At 49.2% G+C, this 21,359-nt stretch carries 19 protein-coding genes; 12 read left to right on the forward strand and 7 right to left on the reverse strand.

From position 1 onward, the window contains the following. Window positions 1–26: 26 nt before the first annotated feature. Together sufE and H0247_RS11740 are read left to right on the forward strand one after the other, a co-directional pair. The gene (gene sufE, locus H0247_RS11735; RefSeq protein ID WP_180742689.1) at window positions 27–443 is read left to right on the forward strand and encodes a cysteine desulfuration protein SufE; all 417 of its coding nucleotides are present in this window, start codon (window positions 27–29) and stop codon (window positions 441–443) included. A gap of 387 nt (window positions 444–830) precedes the next feature. Next, complete coding sequence (locus H0247_RS11740) at window positions 831–1,853, forward strand: L,D-transpeptidase family protein (RefSeq protein WP_180742690.1); 1,023 nt, start codon at window positions 831–833, stop codon at window positions 1,851–1,853. A gap of 177 nt (window positions 1,854–2,030) precedes the next feature. On the opposite strand, the gene H0247_RS11745 is transcribed toward H0247_RS11740, so the two are convergent. Further along, window positions 2,031–2,267 carry a major outer membrane lipoprotein gene (locus tag H0247_RS11745; RefSeq protein WP_005970385.1) on the reverse strand — a complete coding sequence of 79 codons (237 nt, stop codon included), beginning with the start codon at window positions 2,265–2,267 and terminating at the stop codon, window positions 2,031–2,033. Between the two features lie 313 nt (window positions 2,268–2,580). Then, the gene (pykF, locus tag H0247_RS11750) at window positions 2,581–3,993 is read right to left on the reverse strand and encodes a pyruvate kinase PykF (protein ID WP_180742691.1); all 1,413 of its coding nucleotides are present in this window, start codon (window positions 3,991–3,993) and stop codon (window positions 2,581–2,583) included. Window positions 3,994–4,637: 644 nt separating this feature from the next. On the opposite strand from pykF, the gene licT reads away from it, so the two are divergent. From licT to H0247_RS11775, 5 genes are all read left to right on the forward strand, one after another. Then, the gene (licT, locus tag H0247_RS11755) at window positions 4,638–5,501 is read left to right on the forward strand and encodes a BglG family transcription antiterminator LicT (RefSeq protein WP_180742692.1); all 864 of its coding nucleotides are present in this window, start codon (window positions 4,638–4,640) and stop codon (window positions 5,499–5,501) included. Between the two features lie 311 nt (window positions 5,502–5,812). Beyond that, complete coding sequence (gene bglF / locus H0247_RS11760; RefSeq protein WP_180742693.1) at window positions 5,813–7,714, forward strand: PTS beta-glucoside transporter subunit IIABC; 1,902 nt, start codon at window positions 5,813–5,815, stop codon at window positions 7,712–7,714. Window positions 7,715–7,749: 35 nt separating this feature from the next. Beyond that, window positions 7,750–9,144 (forward strand): glycoside hydrolase family 1 protein, encoded by a 1,395-nt coding sequence (locus H0247_RS11765; RefSeq protein ID WP_180742694.1) that lies wholly within the window; start codon window positions 7,750–7,752, stop codon window positions 9,142–9,144. 274 nt (window positions 9,145–9,418) lie between these two features. Further along, a complete protein-coding gene (locus H0247_RS11770) occupies window positions 9,419–11,086 on the forward strand; it encodes a carbohydrate porin (RefSeq protein ID WP_180742695.1) in 1,668 nt (555 codons plus the stop codon). A gap of 146 nt (window positions 11,087–11,232) precedes the next feature. Next, window positions 11,233–12,363 (forward strand): alpha/beta hydrolase-fold protein, encoded by a 1,131-nt coding sequence (locus tag H0247_RS11775; RefSeq protein WP_370463334.1) that lies wholly within the window; start codon window positions 11,233–11,235, stop codon window positions 12,361–12,363. 132 nt (window positions 12,364–12,495) lie between these two features. Here the strand turns inward: H0247_RS11775 and H0247_RS11780 are convergent, their stop codons facing one another. Genes H0247_RS11780 through H0247_RS11800 form a run of 5 tightly spaced genes read right to left on the reverse strand, consistent with a single transcriptional unit; the run spans window position 12,496 to window position 16,644 of the window. Further along, window positions 12,496–13,122: a tetratricopeptide repeat protein gene (locus tag H0247_RS11780; protein WP_180742697.1), complete on the reverse strand. Its 627-nt coding sequence runs from the start codon at window positions 13,120–13,122 to the stop codon at window positions 12,496–12,498. After that, window positions 13,119–13,934 (reverse strand): SDR family oxidoreductase, encoded by an 816-nt coding sequence (locus tag H0247_RS11785; RefSeq protein ID WP_219606717.1) that lies wholly within the window; start codon window positions 13,932–13,934, stop codon window positions 13,119–13,121. Before H0247_RS11785 ends, H0247_RS11780 begins: the two co-directional genes overlap by 4 nt. Then, window positions 13,912–14,577 carry a TenA family transcriptional regulator gene (locus H0247_RS11790; protein ID WP_180742699.1) on the reverse strand — a complete coding sequence of 222 codons (666 nt, stop codon included), beginning with the start codon at window positions 14,575–14,577 and terminating at the stop codon, window positions 13,912–13,914. The genes H0247_RS11785 and H0247_RS11790 overlap by 23 nt, the downstream gene beginning before the upstream one ends. Continuing rightward, window positions 14,574–16,016, reverse strand: coding sequence for an AMP-dependent synthetase/ligase (locus H0247_RS11795; protein WP_180742700.1), 1,443 nt, complete (start codon window positions 16,014–16,016; stop codon window positions 14,574–14,576). Before H0247_RS11795 ends, H0247_RS11790 begins: the two co-directional genes overlap by 4 nt. Next, window positions 15,997–16,644, reverse strand: coding sequence for a thermostable hemolysin (locus tag H0247_RS11800; protein ID WP_255433952.1), 648 nt, complete (start codon window positions 16,642–16,644; stop codon window positions 15,997–15,999). Before H0247_RS11800 ends, H0247_RS11795 begins: the two co-directional genes overlap by 20 nt. 161 nt (window positions 16,645–16,805) lie before the next feature. On the opposite strand from H0247_RS11800, the gene cybB reads away from it, so the two are divergent. The 5 genes from cybB (at window position 16,806) to nrfD (ending at window position 21,350) form a co-directional block, all read left to right on the forward strand. Next, window positions 16,806–17,354 carry a cytochrome b561 gene (gene cybB, locus H0247_RS11805; protein WP_180742702.1) on the forward strand — a complete coding sequence of 183 codons (549 nt, stop codon included), beginning with the start codon at window positions 16,806–16,808 and terminating at the stop codon, window positions 17,352–17,354. A gap of 379 nt (window positions 17,355–17,733) precedes the next feature. Beyond that, window positions 17,734–19,110, forward strand: a complete 1,377-nt coding sequence (gene nrfA, locus H0247_RS11810) for an ammonia-forming nitrite reductase cytochrome c552 subunit (protein WP_255433961.1) — start codon at window positions 17,734–17,736, stop codon at window positions 19,108–19,110. A gap of 43 nt (window positions 19,111–19,153) precedes the next feature. After that, a complete protein-coding gene (nrfB, locus tag H0247_RS11815) occupies window positions 19,154–19,723 on the forward strand; it encodes a cytochrome c nitrite reductase pentaheme subunit (protein ID WP_180742704.1) in 570 nt (189 codons plus the stop codon). Beyond that, window positions 19,720–20,391, forward strand: coding sequence for a cytochrome c nitrite reductase Fe-S protein (nrfC, locus tag H0247_RS11820; RefSeq protein WP_180742705.1), 672 nt, complete (start codon window positions 19,720–19,722; stop codon window positions 20,389–20,391). The genes nrfB and nrfC overlap by 4 nt, the downstream gene beginning before the upstream one ends. Next, window positions 20,388–21,350 carry a cytochrome c nitrite reductase subunit NrfD gene (gene nrfD, locus H0247_RS11825; protein ID WP_180742706.1) on the forward strand — a complete coding sequence of 321 codons (963 nt, stop codon included), beginning with the start codon at window positions 20,388–20,390 and terminating at the stop codon, window positions 21,348–21,350. Before nrfC ends, nrfD begins: the two co-directional genes overlap by 4 nt. Window positions 21,351–21,359 lie beyond the last annotated feature (9 nt).

A 21,359-nucleotide genomic window follows, 5' to 3' on the forward strand; every position in this document is an offset into this window, starting at 1 on the left:
CGCGCATACTGCTCGGGGAGGAAAACATGGCGAGTCTGCCAGAACCGCAGAAACTGGCGCGCAACTTTGCGCGCTGTAATGACTGGGAAGAGAAATATCTTTATATCATCGAGTTAGGGGAGCGCCTTGATCCTCTGCCCGACGAGTGGCGTAATCCAGAGAATCTGATTTCGGGGTGCCAAAGCCAGGTTTGGATTGTGACACAGCCCGATGAGCAGGGCGTGCTCACCCTACACGGCGACAGCGATGCCGCCATCGTGAAAGGGTTGATTGCGGTGGTTTTCAGCCTGTATCAGGGGCTGACCGCGCAGGAGCTCGTTGAGCTGGATGTGCGACCATTCTTTGAATCGCTGGCGCTGAATCAACACCTGACGCCATCCCGCTCTCAGGGGCTTGAGGCCATGCTGCGCGCGATTCGCGCACATGCTGCGGCACTGCTTTAGTTTTCTCCCCTGTTTTCTGCTTTCCTGAAGTATAAAAAAGCGCTGTGACGGAAAAAACGTCCAGCGCTTTTTTGTTTTTTTCATTTGCAGTTTTTTACCAACGGTACGTTATTGTTTTTCGGCCTATTTATTAACTCGCTGATATTTCAGAATTCGTCCCGTATATTTATTTCCCGTTAAATTTTATTCTGACTCTGCTTTGTAAAGAATTGAATATCAATGCTTTGATTTTTAAATAAAATATTCTTTTGTTACAACAATGCTAATATATACCCACGTTCGGTGGAGAGTGGCAATAATAGTCGCATTAACACCAGATCAAGAGGTATAGCCGGATACTGCACTCTGGGAACACAGCCAGATGTTATTGATTGTAGGGAACCTAATATGAAACGCGCGTTAACTTTACTTGGTATGGCTTTCGCGGCATACCTGACCAGCACCATTGCTAAAGCGACGGAATATCCGCTACCGCCACCAAATAGCCGCCTTATCGGCGAGAATATCGCTTATACGGTCCCCAATGATGGGCGTCCGCTGGAAGCTATTGCTGCGGATTTCAAGATTGGTTTATTGGGCATGATGGAAGCGAACTCTGGCGTGGATCCTTACCTGCCGAAAGCGGGTTCCACGCTCACCATCCCCACGCAAATGCTGCTTCCGGATACTCCGCGTGAAGGCATTGTGGTCAATCTGGCGGAACTACGCCTCTACTACTACCCGAAAGGGAAGAATACCGTCATCGTGTATCCGATCGGCATTGGTCAGTTGGGGCGCAATACGCCACTAATGACGACCAGCGTGAGTGAGAAGCGTGAGAACCCGACTTGGACGCCAACGGCGAACATTCGTAAACATTATCTTGAAGAGCAGGGCATTAAACTGCCCGCTGTCGTTCCGGCTGGCCCAGATAACCCGATGGGGTTACATGCGTTGCGTCTGTCTGCACACGGCGGCGTGTATCTGCTGCATGGCACGAACGCTGACTTCGGTATCGGCATGCGCGTGAGCTCTGGCTGTATCCGTTTGCGCCCAGATGACATTAAGGCACTGTTCGACAACGTGCCAGTCGGTACACGGGTGCAGATTGTTAACGATGCAATTAAAACCTCCGTTGAACCGGACGGCAAACGCTACGTTGAAGTGCATCAGCCTTTATCCAAGACCGATAAGGACGATCCGCAAACCATGCCAATTCCGCTGACGGCAAAGATGCAGAAATTTGTTAAAGATGCAGAGACGGACAGTAAAGCGTTTGCTGACGCAATTGTGCGTCGCTCAGGCATGCCAATTGTGGTGAGCGTAGGGCAAGACATCAATACCTACCAGCCACCGGTGGAATCAGCTCCAGAAGCGCCTCAGACGCATCAGGTTGCGCCGATCACGGCGATCAGCACCACCGCGCGGTAATAATGAAATAAATCGGCCAGATGCGTTTAGGCGCATCTGTGCTGGCTCAGGGATAGAGTGGAAGGATGAATAGGTTTGAACAGGTGACAAAGAATTGAAAGGGAACGTTGAAAGCCTAAAACGCAGGCAAAAAAATGGCGCACAATGTGCGCCATTTTCACTACTTAACCAGCTCGATTACTTTTTGTAAGTACGAACTTGGTTGTCCAGACGCTGGTTAGCACGAGCTGCGTCGTCTTTAGCAGCTTGTACGTCAGAGCGGATTGCGTTCACGTCGTTGCTCAGTTGGTCAACTTTAGCGTTCAGAGTCTGAACGTCAGAAGACAGCTGATCAATTTTAGCGTTGCTTGAACAACCAGCAAGCAGAGTAGAACCCAGAATTACCGCGCCCAGTACCAGTTTAGTACGATTCATTATTAATACCCTCTAGATTGAGTTAATCTCCATGTAGCGTTACAAGTATTACACAAACTTTTTTCTAATGAGAATAAATTTTTGATGAGAACATGCTTAATTTTGATCGTTCGCTCAAAGAAACAGCGAGTTTTACATATTCATTAAAAAAGTAAGGAAAACAGTGCTATTTTTATCGGATAACTCCGAAGTTTTAGGCTATTAAATGGTGTGTTACGCAAACGCATTAATTAGGTTATCACACTGTAGAAAGTCGTTTCAGAATATAAAAAAAGCGCCATTAAGGCGCTTTTTACCGATCTGAGGGGTGGGATCAGAGACGGTGTACAGAAGACGTGTTGGTGGTGCCGCTGGAAACCAGTGCGCCAGAGACCATCACCACAACGTCGCCAGCCTGCGCATAACCGCTGTTCAGCGCCGCTTCTTTACCGATGCGGTAGAAATCATCGGTAGACGCGATTTCTTTCACCAGCAGCGTATCAATGCCTTTGCTCAGCAGCAGTTGACGTGCGGTGACTTCGTTAGTTGTCAGTGCCAGAATGCGGGCATTCGGGAAGTATTTGCGGATAGACTTGGCAGACTTACCGCCGCTGGTCGCAACCACAATCAGTGGTGCATCCAGTTTTTCTGCCGTTTCGACTGCGCCACGGCAGACCGCTTCAGTGATACGCAGAACCGGAGGCGTCTTGATGGTATCCAGACGGCTTTTCATTACGGAGTCGGTACGCTGACAGATCGTCGCCATAATGGTAACAGATTCCAGCGGGTATTTACCTTTCGCACTTTCGCCAGACAGCATCACGGCATCGGTACCGTCGATGATGGCGTTCGCCACGTCGCCGGCTTCTGCGCGGGTAGGGCGTGGGTTTTTGATCATGGAATCCAGCATTTGCGTCGCGGTGATCACCACTTTGCGTGCAAGGTTACATTTTTCGATCATCATTTTCTGTGCGAAGATCACTTCTTCAACTGGGATTTCAACGCCCAGATCGCCACGAGCGACCATGATACCGTCAGACGCTTCCAGGATTTCGTCGAAATTGTTCAGGCCTTCCTGGTTTTCGATTTTGGAGATGATCTGGATGTGCTCGCCACCATGTGCTTTCAGGTGAGCGCGGATTTCTTCAACATCAGAACGTTTACGAATAAAGGATGCGGCAATGAAATCGACGCCTTGTTCGCAACCGAAAATCAGGTCACGTTTGTCTTTTTCAGCCAGAGCAGGTAGTTGGATGGAGACGCCAGGCAGGTTGACACCTTTATTCTCGCCCAGATCGCCATTGTTCAGCACTTTACAAACGACGTCATTACCGTTGATTGCCGTAACCTGCATACCGATCAAGCCGTCATCGACCAGAACGGTGTTGCCCACGCTGAGGTCTTCAGTAAAGCCTGCATATGTGACGGCGACGCGATCTTTGTTGCCCACGATGCTCTGATCGGTGGTGAACGTGAACGTTTGACCAGCGGTCAGCGTAACGTCAGCGCCGTTTTCCAGCTTCATGGTACGGATTTCTGGGCCTTTGGTGTCAAGCAGGATAGCGGCTTTCTTGCCGGTTTTTTCCATGACGGCACGCAGATTCTTGATGCGTTGGCCGTGTTCTGCGTAATCCCCGTGAGAGAAATTCAGGCGCATAACATTCATGCCGGCAGACAGCAGGTTGCCAAGCATTTCTTCTGACTCTGTTTTCGGCCCGATGGTACAAACAATTTTTGTCTTTTTCATACGATAGTTTCTACAAGTTGTGATGGATAAAAAAACGAGTGAACCAGTGGCGATGCGAGGCAAGCCGCTGGAAAGAATGTATGAGGAAACAGTATAGAAAAGGTAAGTATAGATGGTCGTAATGAATGGGTGATGAAGTGCGCAACCGCTCGTCGCATAAGGTTTGCGGGAGTCGCGTTGGCGATGCCGTTGATAATAATGTTATTGATAGTGGCACGTTGTTTAGCTGAAACCATTCAATTGAAACGACGTTCCGTATTATAGTTATTAAGCGACGAGAAACAAGGTGGTAAAAGGTATGAAATTGAATATTTTGTCGCGTTTACGCAAAAAATTGATCAATTTGGTGTTTTTACCCAACGTTGTTGCGCAACTGCCTAAGTCATTCGCGGCAGGAATGCGCGATTACAGCGAACCGAGGCAAGTGAGCAATTCTTGTAACAGCGGGCAATAAATAAAGAAAATGCGTGTAAGCCGCATGCTTTTCTGTCGATCCGTATCACGTTTTTGTGTCATGCTTCTTGAGAAGATGAAGGTAGATGGTAGTTTACCTGTTATTGCGGATTGTTACTGCGTAAGCAGGCAAAACCAGATACTCGTTCTTGCTACGGGTGTCTGGTTTTTTTGTTTCCAGGGTTTGAAAAATGAAGATTGCCAAAATACTCAACAATAATGTCGTTACCGTAATCGACGAAAACAATAATGAGTCGGTTGTGATGGGACGCGGGCTGGGCTTCAAAAAGCACTCTGGCGACCTGCTGGACGAAACGCTGATTGAACGCGTGTTTGTGATGAAATCTGGGGAACTGACGTCACGCCTACAGGAGTTGCTGTCAGAGATTCCGATGGATGTCATCACGACAGCAGACAAGATCATTTTGCTGGCAAAAGAGCGTTTGCCGGGGAAATTGCAAAACAGTGTCTATATTTCTTTAACGGATCACTGCCATTTTTCGATAGAACGCCATAAACAAGGGGTGGATATCCGCAATGTGTTGTTATGGGAAATAAAGCGTCTGTATCCAAAAGAGTTCGCTGTCGGCCTGGAAGCGCTGGATATTATTGAGCAGCGTTTGGCCGTGCGCTTACCAGAAGATGAAGCTGGGTTTATTGCTTTGCATTTGGTGAACGCGCAGCTCGACAGCGAAATGCCGGAAGTCTTGCAAATTACCAAAATCATGCAGGAAATACTGAATATTGTAAAATATCAACTGAATCTGGATTATAACGAACACGCATTAAGCTATCACCGCTTTGTGACGCATCTGAAGTTCTTCGCGCAGCGGTTAATAGGAAAAAGCACGGTATTTAGTGATGATGAGTCATTACATGATGTCGTGAAAGAACGATATCAATTGTCTTATCGTTGTGCGGAAAAAATACAGACACACATTATTCAAAAGTATCACTACACGTTAACGAAAGAAGAGTTGATGTTTTTAACGATTCATATTGAACGTGTCCGGACAGAAGGTCAGGATAAAATAGAACCCGGTGATGGGGAATAATTTCTGCTAATTTGCTTTTCGTCACAAAATAGCCGTATGGAAGGTAAATATCCTTGCATACGGTGAAAGTGAAAGCATAAAGTATGTGGAAAGCAAATTATCAGATGAAGTAAGTGTTATTGTCGGCACAGTCGTTGTGCGGGCACATAAACAGGATTGTTACTGTCAGGCTGGTCTAGGCGGGCAGGCAAAACCTAAATCGTTTTCTCAATGCTTATTGGGAAAAACGATTTAGGTTTTTTTTTGTCTCAAACAGAGCTGGCAATCTTAAATTATTGATATTTAAGTCTGTTTAGCATTAAGGATAGACGATGGAATACAAAGCATTAGCAAGTGAGATACTCGATGGTGTCGGTGGTCGCGGCAACATCATTAGCGTCATGCACTGCGCAACCCGATTACGTTTTAAATTAAAAGACGACAAAAAAGCGGATGCCGCGGCGCTGAAAAGTAATTCAGGCGTGATCATGGTGGTTGAAAGCGGCGGACAATTTCAGGTCGTCGTAGGCAATCACGTCAGCGATGTCTATCGCAGCTTACTGGATATTTCTGGGTTGAGCGACCAGACTGATTCCACAAATGTTGGGGGCGACGATAAGAAGAAAGGAAATCTTCTTTCCCGCTTTATCGACATTATTTCTGGAATATTTACGCCGTTAATTGGTGTCATGGTTGCTTCCGGTATTTTAAAGGGCTTTTTAGCACTGAGTTTAGTGTGCGGATGGATGGTTGAATCCAGCGGAACCTATAAAGTTCTGTTTGCGGCAAGCGATGCATTATTCTTTTTCTTCCCGGTGGTGTTAGGGTATACCGCAGGGAAAAAATTTGGTGGAAATCCATTCGTTACCATGGTGATCGGCGCCACGCTGGTACACCCTTCCATGATTGCCGAATTTGGCGCGATGCAGAATGCGAATTATCAGCAGCTGTATTTTCTGGGTATGCCGATCACCTTTATTAATTATGCTTCTTCTGTTATTCCGATTATTTTTTCAGCCTGGCTCTCTTCACGTTTGGAAAGGCCTCTGAACGCCATATTGCATATCAATATTCGCAATTTCTTCACGCCGTTGCTGTGCCTCTGTATCACGGTCCCCGTCACGTTCCTGCTGATTGGGCCAGCGGCAACCTGGCTTGGACATATGCTGGCTGGTGGCTACCAACTGATCTACGGGCTGAACTCTACGATTGCGGGCGCACTGATGGGCGCGCTGTGGCAGGTGTTCGTGATCTTTGGTCTGCACTGGGGCTTGACGCCGCTGATGATCAACAACCTCAGCGTGTTGGGTCACGACACTCTGCTGCCGCTGCTGACGCCTGCGGTGTTAGGGCAGGCAGGCGCGGTGCTGGGCGTGCTGCTGCGTACCCGTGATATGAAGCTGAAAGGGATTTCTGGTTCGGCATTCTCGGCAGCTATCTTTGGTATTACAGAGCCTGCGGTGTATGGCGTCACGCTGCCGCTGAAGCGTCCTTTCATCTTTGGCTGTTTGGGCGGTGCTATCGGTGCTGGTGTGCTGGGGTATTTCAACACCACGATTTATTCCTTCGGCTTCCCGAGCATCTTTACTTTTACCCAGGTTATCCCACCAACAGGCGTCGATAACACGGTCTGGGCCGCCATTATTGGTACGGTGATTGCCTTTACCTTCGCGGCGGTAGCAACCTGGGCATTTGGGATTCCGGCGCAAGAGAAGACGACAGAAGCAAATGTTCCTGCGTCGGCACCGCAAGCTACACCGCGCCAGAGCGATGTGACGCGTAAGCAAGAGATAAGCAGTCCGATCGACGGAATGGTTCTGCCACTTGAACAAGTCAGCGATGAAACCTTCGCCAGTGGCTTAATGGGAAAAGGCATTGCGATTAAACCGCAGGCCGGGCGCGTGGTTTCACCGGTGAATGGCACGATCGCCTCGCTGTTCAAGACTAATCATGCCATTGGGCTCGAATCGGAAGAGGGAGCCGAGGTGCTCATTCACGTCGGTATCGATACGGTGAAGTTGGATGGTCAGTATTTCACTGCACACATTAAGACCGGCGATGTCGTGAAGCAGGGCGATCTTCTGGTGGAGTTTGACTATCAGGCGATTGAGAAAGCCGGATATGACACGACAACGCCTGTCATTATCACCAATAGCGAAGATTACGCTGATGTTCTGCCTACCGCCGGAAACGCCGTGCAGGAACAGGGCGCTTTGCTGACGTTAATTCGCTGACATTGACATTTACGACCCAATTGGGAGGAGAAAAGATGAGCCATCAGTTTCCGAAAGCATTCTTGTGGGGCGGCGCGATTGCAGCCAATCAGGTTGAAGGTGCGTACTTAACGGACGGCAAAGGATTATCAACGTCCGATTTACAGCCACAGGGTATTTTTGGCGAGATCGTCACGCGTACACCGGGCGACAGCGGAATCAAAGACACGGCGATCGATTTTTATCATCGCTATCCCGAAGATATCGCGCTCTTTGCCGAAATGGGCTTCAAATGCCTGAGAATCTCCATTGCCTGGACGCGTATTTTCCCGCAAGGCGATGAAACCCAACCGAATGAGGCAGGGCTGGCTTTTTACGATCGTCTGTTGGATGAGATGGCAAAATACGGTATTCAACCTTTGGTGACGCTGTCCCACTATGAAATGCCGTATGGTCTGGTGAAGAATTACGGCGGCTGGGGAAGTCGTGAAACGATTACGTTCTTTGAGCGCTACGCTCGCACGGTATTCCAGCGCTATAAAGACAAAGTGAAATATTGGCTGACGTTCAACGAAATCAACTGTGCGTTACATGCGCCTTTTACAGGCATTGGTTTACCGACAGAGAGCAGTAAGCAGGATATTTATCAGGCGATTCATCACCAGCTTGTGGCGAGTGCCAAGGCGGTGAAGGCGTGCCATGACATCATCCCTGATGCAAAAATCGGCAATATGATGCTGGGATCCATGTTCTATCCGTTAACCTGCAAGCCAGCGGATGTCATGGAAACAATGCAGCAGAATCGCGATTGGCTGTTCTTCGGTGATGTCCAAGCCCGAGGATACTACCCGTCGTACATGACGCGTTTCTTTGCACAGCACGGTATTACGCTGACGGTAACGGAAGACGATCGCCAGTCGCTGAAAGAAACTATCGATTTCATTTCTTTCAGCTATTACATGACGGGCTGTGTAACCACGGATGAAGAAGCGAACCTGAAAGCCCGCGGCAATATTTTGAATATGGTGCCGAACCCGCATCTGGAAAGCTCTGAGTGGGGCTGGCAGATCGACCCGGAAGGGCTGCGCTATTTGCTGAACTACCTGTATGACCGCTACCAAAAACCGCTGTTCATTGTGGAAAACGGTTTGGGTGCCAAAGACAAACTGGAAAGCGATGGCAGCATTAATGATGACTATCGCATCAAATACCTGAACGATCACCTCTATCAAGTGGGTGAAGCGCTGGAAGATGGCGTTGAGGTGATGGGGTATACCTGCTGGGGGCCTATCGATCTGGTAAGTGCGTCAAAGGCCGAAATGTCGAAACGCTACGGCTTCATTTATGTCGATCGTGATGATGAAGGGAACGGCACATTAGAACGTCGGCGTAAGAAAAGTTTCTACTGGTATAAAGAGGTTATTTCCTCTAATGGTGAATCGTTGAAATAAATCATCGCATTGATGAGTGATTTACGCATTCATTCTCAGAGAAATACAATCTGGAATGAATGCGAACTCTATTTTTTACTATCCATGGGAAAGATATCGAGGGGATAAAATGATTCAGGAGGGAATTAACTAGCCATTAAATTATATAAACGGCCATGTGAATTTTAAGATTTTCTTATAAATAGGCGGACTTGCGGCTAGCGTCGCGAGAGGGTTTCCTCAACTTAAAACCGCTGTTTACAATGTTAAAACATACCCTGCTCGGATAATAATCATGCGTAAAAAATTCCCTGTAAAGATGATGGTATTACTGATGTCTTCCGTTTTTTTGTCTAATGGTGCTATGGCCGCAAAATTGACTGTAGAAGAAAGACTGGAACTTCTGGAGAAAGAACTGGCAGCAAATAAAGCTGAATTGCAGTCAACGAAAAAAGAGTTTCGTGAATATAAAATGAACGTGGAAAATAAAATTCGCGTTGCTGAAAATCCAACGGTGAAGGATAAAACGCATACAGTGGCATCCATAGACCGTTCTCAGGTTAATCAGACGGTGGTTACACCCACTATGCAATCTGCGAGAAATTCAGTTGCTGTGGATACCACAGCTAACACGTCACAAAAACCGCTGACGTTGGCTGAAATTAGTCAATACGTTAAAGATGATATAGGTTTTTCCTACACTGGTTATTTACGTTCGGGTTGGGCTACAGGAACAAATGGTTCACCCGAATCCTATGCTATTGGTTCTCTTGGCCGTTTTGGTAATGAACACTCGGGCTGGTTTGATTTACTTCTCACCCAACGTGTTTATAACAAAGACGGTAAAACGGCTCACGCGGTGGTTAAACTTGACGGAAACGTCGGGCAGCAATACAGCGCGGGTTGGTTTGGTGATAACACGGGCAATGAAAATGTTCTTCAGTTTTCCGATTTGTACCTGACGACAAACGGTTTTCTACCTTTTGCACCGGAAGCGGACTTCTGGGTTGGCAAACATGTTCTACCTGTCTATGAAATCCAAATGTTGGATTGGAAAAGCGATCGTGTCTTTGCGGGCGCTGGGGTAGGCATAGAAAATATGAACGTAGGGCCAGGAAAATTAGATCTCGCGCTAACACGCGAAGATGTTAATGTCTATGCAAGAGAATATGAAAACCCTGCGATTGGAAAAAATGCAGATAAAACAAAGATGAATACCAATACGATGGAGGCTCGGTATAAGAACTTGCCTCTCTGGGAGGATGGAACGCTCACGTTAATTGGTAAGTATGTAATGGCAAATAAGAACAATAGCCAAAAAAACAACGAAAATAACAATGAATTCTTTAAAATGAAAGATAGTTATTTAGCAACGGCCATTGTGAAACAAAAACTTGACTGGCGTGGTGGATTTAACGAATTTACGTTGCAGTCAGCGAATAATTCTATTGCGAGCGGTTTTGCTCGTTACAATGATGGTAACCCTTCCATTGGCCAAGGTGAAAATTATTATGGAGACCATACTAGCGGTAATGCATTCCGTTTAATTTCACAAGGTGAAATGTATTTGCATGACAACGTCATCATGGCTAATGCACTGGTGTACTCTTGGGGTAAAGATATTTACAGCTATGAGACTGGCGCTCACAGTGACTTTGAGAGTATCCGTACCGTAATTCGTCCTGCCTATATTTGGGATACCTATAATCAAACGGGTGTTGAGTTAGGCTGGTTTACGCAGAAGAATACGAATCAAAGCGGAGCTAATTATCGTGAGTCTGGTTATAAAACAACGCTTTATCATGCACTTAAAGTTGATACTAGCATTTTGAACTCCAGACCAGAAATTCGTTTCTATGGAACATACTTAAATATTCTGGATAACGAAATTTCGCAGTATAAATTTGCGGACAACAAAAAAGATCAGTTCACCTTTGGTGTTCAAGCGGAAGTCTGGTGGTAATACCTGTCACCACGTCGGCACCGCTTCGGCGGTGTCGCTACATTTAGCAAAAACAGACCCGATTACGTGATATTCGGGATGGGATTATGCGAATGAACATGAAGAAAATAGCGTTATCATTATTGGCCTTGAGTGTATTGGCGGGGATGTCTGGCAACGCTTCGGCACTACCTGCCGATTTCCCGGTTATGCCTGCGGCAACTGTCCCCGTGAGTGAATACGTCACGGCGGTGAATGCGGACAGCAGCATTACCTTCCGCCTGTTCGCGCCAACGGCGAAACAAGTCAGTGTTTTTACCGGTTCGACGCCTGAGAGCATCGTGTCCCATGCGATGACGAAAGATGAATCTGGCGTGTGGTCGTTCAAGACGCCCGCGTTGGCACCGAACCTGTATGAATATTTTTTCAGCGTGGATGGGTTTCGTACCATTGATACGGGTACGGCGTTTACCAAACCGCAGCGTCAGGTGAATACCAGCCTGATTCTGGTGCCGGGAAGCATTCTGGATGTGCGTCAGGTGCCACACGGCGAACTGAGAACGCTGACTTATCACTCTAAAGAATTGCAATCAGAGCGCCAGATGTATGTCTGGACGCCACCGGGCTATAGCGAATCGTCAAAACCATTACCGGTACTCTATTTCTATCATGGCTTTGGCGACACGGGGGCCTCGGCCGTGATGCAAGGGCGGATACCGCAGATAATGGATAACCTGTTGGCGGAGAAAAAGATTGAGCCGATGCTGGTTATCATTCCTGATACGGAAACGGACGTGCTCGGCATCATCCCTGAAGAGTATCCACCGCAGGAGCGTCGCAAGGTGTTCTATCCGCGCAATGCGCTGGCGGCGGACAGGGAGCTGATTCATGACATTATCCCCGAGATCGGCAAACGCTTTAACGTCCGCCAGGATGCCAACGGCAGGGCGCTGGCCGGGCTGTCGCAGGGCGGCTATCAGGCGTTGGTATCCGGCATGAGCCATCTGGAACACTTCGGTTGGCTAGCAACATTCAGCGGCGTGACCACCGAAACGGTGCCAAACACGGCTGTTGCCGCACAGTTTGAGCGGCCTGAGCAGATTAATCAGCAACTGAAAAACTTTACGGTGGTGATTGGCGAAACGGACAACATCACCGGTAAAGATATTGCTGGTCTGAAGACGCGACTTGAGCAGAAGAAGATCCGGTTTGACTACCACCATTATCCCAATCTTGGTCATGAAATGGATGTGTGGCGACCGGCCTACAGCGAATTTGTTCAGAAGCTTTTTAAGTAGTGTCTTAGGAAGCGGGCTTGAAAAGTCATGTCCGCTTCCTATCAGCTCCTGAAGAGAGCCAACCGATCCCCTTACGACAGAAAATGGCAGGTACGTACTCGCGGTTTAACGCTATCTGCCCGCGAGCTGTCATTATTGAATCGTTGCCAGGACTTTTGCTATATCGCGATGGCGACCATTATCTGCAATGTCACGTCCTTGCCGGGCAGGGGCGTGAAGTGCTTTTTCCAGATAACGTTTCGCCTCATCGACTTTTCCTTCTTTGAGCAGAAAGTCACCGTAAAAATAGTTGGCATCAATGCCATCGGGATTGATCGCCAGTGCTTTTTTTAGCATCTCAGCGGCTTTTTCTTTATCACCAAAACCTATCGGCCAGCCGGGAACCTGATAATAGAGAGCGCCGAGGCTCGTCCAGGCTGACCCGTCAAGCGCATTAGGGTCGATGGCGATCGCTTTTTCAAGCGACGTGCGAGCCTGTTTAACCAGACTGAGCGCACCCAAGCCGCCTTTTGCGCCAGCCCAACTGCTATCGATAATGCCTGACCAAATCAACAGCGTTGCATCGTTATCGTTTTTGGCACGGCTCGCGTCATGCGCTTGCTGGCTTAATGTGCTAAAACATCCTTCTTTCTGTGCTTCCAGAGTCTGATACTGACAAACAGACCACGTGTTTTGTAACGTACTCAGGGATGTATTGGCTTGCACAGAGACGGATACCGCGCTTGCGAATGTGATCACCAGTATATTGCGTGTTCTCATTTATTTTCTCCTCTGACCGTGCGTCGAGCGAACGCCTGAATGACCGCTAATTTCTTGTTTAACGCGCCGTCAACGACGGAGGGAAACCAGGCGTTAATTTTGACAAACAGCCGTTCCATAACGCCGAAGCGGTATCGTTTTTGTTCCGTTTCGAGTAGTCGGACAATCTGAGTAGCCACAACGGTGGGGGTATCACTACCATTACCGAGTTTGCGGTTCAGGGCATAGACGGCTTCGCTGTTGAGTGCGGTTTCCGTCGAACGAGGGGCGACATACAGTACAGAAATTCCGCTACCCTGTAACTCGCGGCTTAGGGCTTCGGAAAAACGATGCATAGCGGCTTTTGTGGCACTGTAGACGCTCCATGCGGGATGCCCAATTTCCCCAAAGATAGAACCGATATTGAGGACAATGCTTTGTTGACTCAATTTTTTTAACAATGTGCGAGTGAGTAATGTTGGAATTTCGATATTGGTCCGGATTTGTTCACGAATATCATCGAAAGATTGCTGTTCAAACAACGCAAAATGGCTGCACCCTGCATTATTAATGAGGATGTCCAGCTTATGGTTTTCATTAAATCTTGCTGCAAGGGTAATGATTTCAATCTCTGAATAGTTTTTCATCAGAGCGATGCAGTGCTGTTCTGGACGTGGCAACTGCTGTTGCAGACGCTGCATCGCCTGTTCATTACGCCCTACAAGGTAGAGGTTTGCCCCTTTTTCCGCTAAGGCGAGTGCGAGTGCCTGGCCAATTCCGCCACTCGCCCCTGTCAGCAGTATTGTCTTATTATGCAGGTTCACTTGAGCCATTCCCCAGTTGATTGAGCATTTGTGTGTACAGGTGATAAACGCGGTGAGCCGTGTGCACAATGGCATCCTGATCTCGCTTATCCGTGACGGTATTCATCAACAGGGCAAAAAATTTCAGGTGATCCTGGTCTAGCTCGCCGTGGGATCGCAGATAGGTGGTTGCCTCTTTTGGTAGCCTCAGTGCCTGTTCCACCCGTGTAGCAATGGCGGACGCAATAGACACGCTGGTGCCTTCCAGCACCCACACCATGCCAAAAATGCTCATGGGATTGACACGTTCAATGCGGTAATAAAGAAAGGCAAGCATCATTTCAATCGGCAAGCCGGGCATCCCTAATCTGACTTTTTCTGCATCTCCGCCACAGGCGCGGATATCATTCAGAATCCACTCCTGATGGCCGTATTCTTCCTCGATATATTCAGCAATTGCACCACGCATAGATTCATGCGATGGCGGGAGGTGGCTACCTGCACACATCAATAACGGGACGGTATGGCTGACGTGATAGTACGCTTGGGTCAAAAACTCGATATACATCTCGCGTGAAATGTTGCCATCAAGGCAACGGGCGATAGCCGGAGACGAAAGCAACTGTTGACGTTCAGTCGTCGTTTTATTTTGTAATTGGTGATAGAAGTTCATGGTTGCTCCTCCTCACTACGGGTGAGTATCTGATGTTGTAGGGTTTGCCATAGGGCATTGCGGCGAGGACGGCCATTGGCCGTTAACATCTCGGGTGATGAAATCGTATGGGTAAACAGTAATCGGTGCAGTTGCGCGTAATCTGGCAACTGTGCAGAAAGCGCCATCAGTTGTTCCCGTGCGAACTCCTGTTGCCCGTCAAACGCATCGACCAGTGCTACATTACGCACTAATCCTTCACCGAAAATCACAATGCGGCGGACGGCGGGACAGGCCATGGCTTCTGCTTCTGGCCATTCGGGGGAAAAATTGCGGCCAAAGGCGTTGATTTGCACGTTTTTTATGCGCCCCTGAATGTGAACGAATCCGTCGTCATCGATTCTGCCGAGATCGCCGGTCGCTACCGTCAATGAAGGTGAGGCCCCCCCCAGATAACCTAACGCATTGGCTGGACTGGACACGAGCAGTTGCCTGTCACTATCAATCGATAGTTGGATGCCTGGTAATGGTCTGCCGACGCTACCCTGCCGTGTGACGCCAGGTCGATTCAGCGCCACGACGGAACCGCATTCTGACAGTCCATAGCCTTCAAAAATGGGGAGTCCGCTTTGGGCTGCAAGTTCCAGCAGTTGGGTTGAGATTTTGCCGCCACCTGCGGCAATAAAGCGCAATGACTGGGTGCTTTCCTGAACTTGCTGATGCAACTGTAACAGTACGCGCAGCAGTTCAGGCACCAGTACCAGACTCTCTGGGCGCCAGCGTAGTAACGCTTGCAAAAATTGCGTCGCATTGAACCGGCTGGAGCCTTCAAAACCGATGTGTGACGGTGGCAGCACCACGGTTTCAGCCCCCAGCAGCAGCGGGATGTAAATGCCACATAGGTTCTCAAGCAGAATACTGAGCGGTAATGTCACCAAATGCTTTTGTAAGTGGAGTGAGCGCAATTCACTCGCAAGGGTTTGAGCTGTCCACTCCATGCCGCTTAGACTTAAGCACACCCCTTTCGGTTCCCCTGTCGTGCCAGAGGTATAGGTGATTTTGGCTGTACCGGAAGGCAAGGGAACAGGTTCATCGACGGTTCGGATTTGCAATTGCCCGAGAGGGAAATCACAGGTCTGCCATTCTGCCAGGGGCGCGCTACCGATCCGTGCATCAATAGACGCAGACGACATGACCCACGTTTTTTGTCCGGCGGTGAAGAAAGGGGGAATGGGGACGATCACAATCCCGCTAACAAGACAAGCCAGATCGATCATGGCCCACTCTGGACTATTTTCTAGTTCAAGTGCTAAGCGCTTTATACCGAGTGAGGTTAAGTGCTCTGCAATCGCCATAACGGTTTCATGGTATTGCTTCCAGCTCCATGTCCGACCGTCACCTTGTAAAGCGAGTGCATCAGGGCACTGTTGGGCGAGTTGTTCAAGCCTGTCCAGAAACATAGGATTCTCCTACCGTGGTTATCCAAGGGACATCAGGTAACGTGGTAAACAGGTTCAGCAACATGCTTGTCTGTCTTAACGTGTTTTTTCCGTTTGTGAGTTCTCCGGCCATCACCTGCGGATCATGTTGGTAGTATTCACCCCATTCTTGTGCCGTATCGCCCAGCCGTGCTGCGCTGGCAGGCGTGAGTAGGATGGGTTGCAGATGGAGTCGATGAAAAATGTTGCGAATTTTCCGAGTGCCAGTGAAGACAATCCACGAGTAGTGATATTGGTTGAGTAATAAACAGATGGCGGCATACATAACGCGTGCTGAAGCGCCGTCATGTGCGGTGAAGTTTCCTATTTCGACGATTTTTTCCCGCGAAACGGGGAGGTTAATACGAGCGGACAACATCGTTTCAACGGGAGCATCAAGATATTGCTCCAGGTAAAATGCACCTTGTGAAGCCGTCTGGACGCCACAGGCTGCTCTCAGTTCACCACGGGCATCGTACATGCCGAGAAGCCAGGGCATACAGCGGGAAAGTGAGGCGTTGTAAATCTGATGATAGCTTTCACGTATTGACGTTGAAATATCATTCTGTTCGTATCCGCCATGTAACCATTTTAATGTATAGGGTGACATTATTCGCATGATATGAGCCTCTGCTGAAAATAAGGTCATCCTGACAGTGAATTATTATGTCAACCTTAAGAATTTTTTCGGAAATGAAATTTTTTATATTAATGTACGCTTAAGCTTTCGATTCTATAAATGACTTACTGTTAATTGACGGCTATTTGAAAATGAAAAAAACCTATACGGCTAGCCAAATTATTTTTCATTGGCTTGTTTTTATCATGGTAGTGATTACCTATGCTGCGATGGAGCTTAAAGGATTGACGCCAAAAAACAGTCCTGAGCGAGCAATCATGGCATTGACGCATTATACGGCGGGGTTATGTGTATTATTCCTCATGTTAATCAGAGTGTTGCTGAAAATGAGGTATGGCGATCCTGCTATTGTCCCACCGCTACCGCGCTGGCAGCACATAGCGGCGAAAATAACGCACGGCGTGTTATATCTCATGTTTATTTCATTACCGGTTTTTGGGATAGCTTCGCTTTATTACGGGCAGGTTGAATGGTCTTTCTTTGGAATAACAATGCCTATTACGCACGTTTTGAATGAAAATATTCAGCACAAACTGAAATCGTTGCATGAATTGGTAGTTAATGTCGGCTATTTTATTATTGGTCTTCATGCTGCGGCGGCGTTATTTCATCATTATATCGTGCGTGATAATACGCTGGACAGAATGTTACCTCTTCGCAAGGGCAGAATATCCGAGTAGCGTGAGGCGCTTGTCCGGCACTCAATGGGTGACTATACGCTTCTGTTTCTGCCACGGGGTATCAGAAAAGAGTCTGGAAGCACCCGTGGCAACCTCTGCTCGTGTTTCACCGTATACGCCATCCTGCCGTGACTGAGACAATCCTCATATAACTTTCGATGCGATTTATTACTTTTCTTTACCTTTGATCAAAAGCAATATTTTGAATGCATCTTTTTGTTATTCATAAGGCGAGCAATGTCACGACAGTTGTTGTGGTTTCTGTCAAATGGATAACTAAAATGACCGCCAGTAGGCGGCTTAAATTGGACACAAACGCATGGTCAGGATAAGCACGTCAATCTCCTATCTGTGGGGCATGGTAGCCAGTCTTTTTCTTATGATACCTGCCTATTCCGCTGATGCTCCGGCGTCACCCCCTCCCGCTCCAATAGAAGCAAGAAATTCAGTCTTCACCGCGCAACACCCCGATCAGTTCAACTCGTGGAAAGCAACCCGCGAGCAGTCAGAACGTCACGATGCGCTGGCAGAAGACCCTATGATGGTAGTCCTCTGGGCGGGTTATCCCTTCTCCAGAGACTATAACAAGCCGCGCGGCCATGCCTATGCCATCACGGACGTGCGCGAAACGCTGCGTACCGGTGCACCAAAGACGGCAGAAGATGGCCCTCTGCCGATGGCGTGCTGGAGTTGTAAAAGCCCAGATGTCGCCCGCTTGATTCAACAGGAAGGTGAGGACGGTTACTTCAAAGGCAAGTGGGCGCGAGGCGGGCCGGAGATAACTAACGATCTCGGCTGTGCGGACTGCCATGATACCGCGTCCCCGGATTTCGCTCAGGGCAAGCCGGCGCTGACGCTGTCCCGCCCTTACGCCGAGCGTGCTATGGAAGCGATTGGCAAACCGTTTGATCAAGCCAGTCGATTCGGGCAGCAGTCAATGGTCTGTGGACAATGCCACGTTGAATATTATTTTTCCGGTAAAGACAAGGCGGTGAAATTTCCCTGGGATAACGGCACGAAAGTCGAAGACATGGAAAAATACTATGACGCTATTTCCTTCTCCGACTGGACCAATACCCTTTCCCGCGCACCGATGCTGAAAGCCCAGCATCCAGAATATGAAACCTGGAGCATTGGTATCCACGGCAAAAACAACGTGACCTGTATCGACTGTCATATGCCGAAAGTGAAAAACGCAGACGGCAAGCTGTATACCGATCACAAGATAGGTAACCCTTTCGACAATTACGGCGAAACCTGTACCAACTGCCACACGCAGGATAAAGCCGCGATGCAGAAGGTGGTTGCTGAACGCAAAACGGCGATTCAGGATTTAAAACTGAAAGCAGAAGCGCAATTGGTTCATGCGCATTTTGAAGCCAAAGCGGCCTGGGATGCTGGGGCAACCGAAGCGGAAATGCAGCCGATTCTGATGGATATCCGCCATGCGCAATGGCGTTGGGATCTGGCGGTTGCCTCTCACGGTATTCACATGCATGCGCCAGATGAAGGCTTACGAATGCTCGGCACGTCGCTGAGTAAATCCGCTGAGGCGAGAACCAAACTGGTACGCCTATTGGCACAGAAAGGCGTGACAGGCGAAGTCAAACTGCCGGATATCTCAACGAAAGAAAAAGCGCAGCAGGCGATTGGGCTCAACATGCAGCAAATCAACGCCGAAAAACAGGATTTCTTGAATACGGTGGTGCCGCAGTGGGACGAGCAAGCGCGTAAAGCGGGACGACTGAGCCAATAACCCCATCGCCCGTGGACGCGGGCGAACATAGAGTGGAGTGGATATGAGCGTATTACGTTCGTTATTGACTGCCGGGGTGCTGGTATCAGGCATGCTTTGGGCATTGCCAGGGCTGACGCAGCCCGCACCTCAGGCGGAAAAAGGAGAGCGGTGGGAGGTTATGCCGCAGCGCAATCCCGATGAAGCTTGTCTACAGTGCCATAAACCGGAAGAGGATGGCATGAAGGGTAAACATGCTTCCGCCATCAACCCGCATAATCAAAAACAGCTGACCTGTACTAACTGCCACGGCAAGCCGTCGCTGTTGCATCGCGAAGGCGTGAAAGATGTCATGCGTTTTAACTTCCCGATGTACAAGGTGGAAGAGCAAAACAGCGTCTGTATGTCATGCCATGCGCCGGAACAGTTGCAGAAAGCGTTTTGGCCGCACGATGTGCACGTGACGAAAGTGGCGTGTGCCAGCTGTCATCAGTTGCACCCCACGCAGGATAGTATGCAAACGCTGAACGACAAGAGCCGCATCAAACTGTGCGTGGATTGCCACAGCGACCAGCGCAATAACCCCGATTTCAACCCAGCCTCAGTGCATCTGGGTAATAAGAGGCAGCCATGAGTTGCTCTCGTCGTCAATTTCTTGCCCGTATGGGAGGGCTGATTGCCCTCACCAGCACGGCGGGGCAGGTTGTCGCACAGACGCTGAATATCAACGGTGTCCGCTACGGCATGATCCACGATGAATCGCTCTGTATCGGCTGTACGGCGTGTATGGATGCCTGTCGGGAGGTCAATCAGGTGCCGGAAGGGGTATCACGCCTGACGATCGTTCGCAGCGAACCGATCGGGACCTTCCCAGACGTGAAATACCGTTTTTTCCGTCATTCCTGTCAGCACTGCGATCATGCACCCTGTGTTGACGTGTGTCCGACTGGGGCGTCATATCGCGATGCGGCAAACGGCATTGTAGATGTGAATCCCGAGCTGTGCGTCGGGTGCCAATACTGTATTGCTGCTTGCCCTTATCAGGTGCGCTTTATTCATCCGCAGACGAAAACGGCGGATAAGTGCGATTTTTGCCGCAAGACCAACCTGAAAGCCGGAAAACTGCCCGCCTGCGTGCTGTCTTGTCCGACTAACGCGCTGACGTTCGGCAACCTTGACGATCCCGACAGCGAGGTTTCCCGCCTGCTACGTCAACAGCCGACGTATCGCTACAAAATCGCGCTCGGCACTCGTCCTAAGGTTTATCGCATACCGTTTAAATACGGGGAGGTTCATCAATGACACCCATGTCTTCAAGCGCATTCCATTTTGCTTCGTTAGTTTGGGACTGGCCGATTGCGATTTATCTGTTTTTGGTGGGTATTTCTGCGGGTCTGGTGACGCTCTCGGCTTTGCTGCGGCGTTACCACCCCGAACAGGCAAACGCAGACAGTACGCTAATGCGCACAACGCTGATTCTCGCGCCGTGCACCATCATTTTTGGCTTGCTGATCCTGATCTTCCACCTGACGCGTCCCTGGACGTTCTGGAAGCTCATGTTCCATTACAGCTTTACCTCGGTGATGTCGGTTGGCGTCATGCTGTTTCAGGTCTACATGGCGGCGTTGGCAGTGTGGCTAGCCAACATTTTCAGCAAGCAGGTTATCGTGCTGCAACAGCGCTGGCTACCGAAGCTGACTCTCGTTCCCCGAGTGCTTGGCTGGCTGGCACCGATGCAGAAATCGCTGGATATTGTGATGCTGCTGCTGGCGGTGATGTTAGGGGCTTACACCGGATTTTTACTTTCCGCGCTGAAGACCTATCCGCTGCTGAATAATCCGATCTTACCCGCGCTGTTCCTGTTCTCAGGGGTGTCCTCTGGTGCTGCGGTGGCGTTGATCGCCATGGCCTGCCGTTATCGCCGCAATCCGCATAGCGAAGAAGCGCATTTTGTACACCGCGTTGAAACGCCAGTCGTGTGGTTAGAGATCTTCTTACTGTTCGCGTTCTTTATCGGCCTCGCCTTAGGGGACGATGGAAAGCAGCGCGCGCTGGTGGCCGCGCTGGCCGGGGGATTCTGGGCCGCGTGGTTCTGGCTGGGCGTGGTCGGGATTGGGTTAGTCATTCCCTTGCTGCTCAAGTCATGGGCTAGCCGACAGCATTCACCGTATGGCGTGCTGGCGGTTTGTGGTCTGAGTCTGGTGGGCGTTTTGCTCCTGCGCTTCTTTATCCTCTATGCGGGGCAGTTAACCGTTGTCTAATTCCCAGCA

This window comes from Pectobacterium sp. CFBP8739 (assembly GCF_013449375.1).
Lineage (GTDB): Bacteria > Pseudomonadota > Gammaproteobacteria > Enterobacterales > Enterobacteriaceae > Pectobacterium.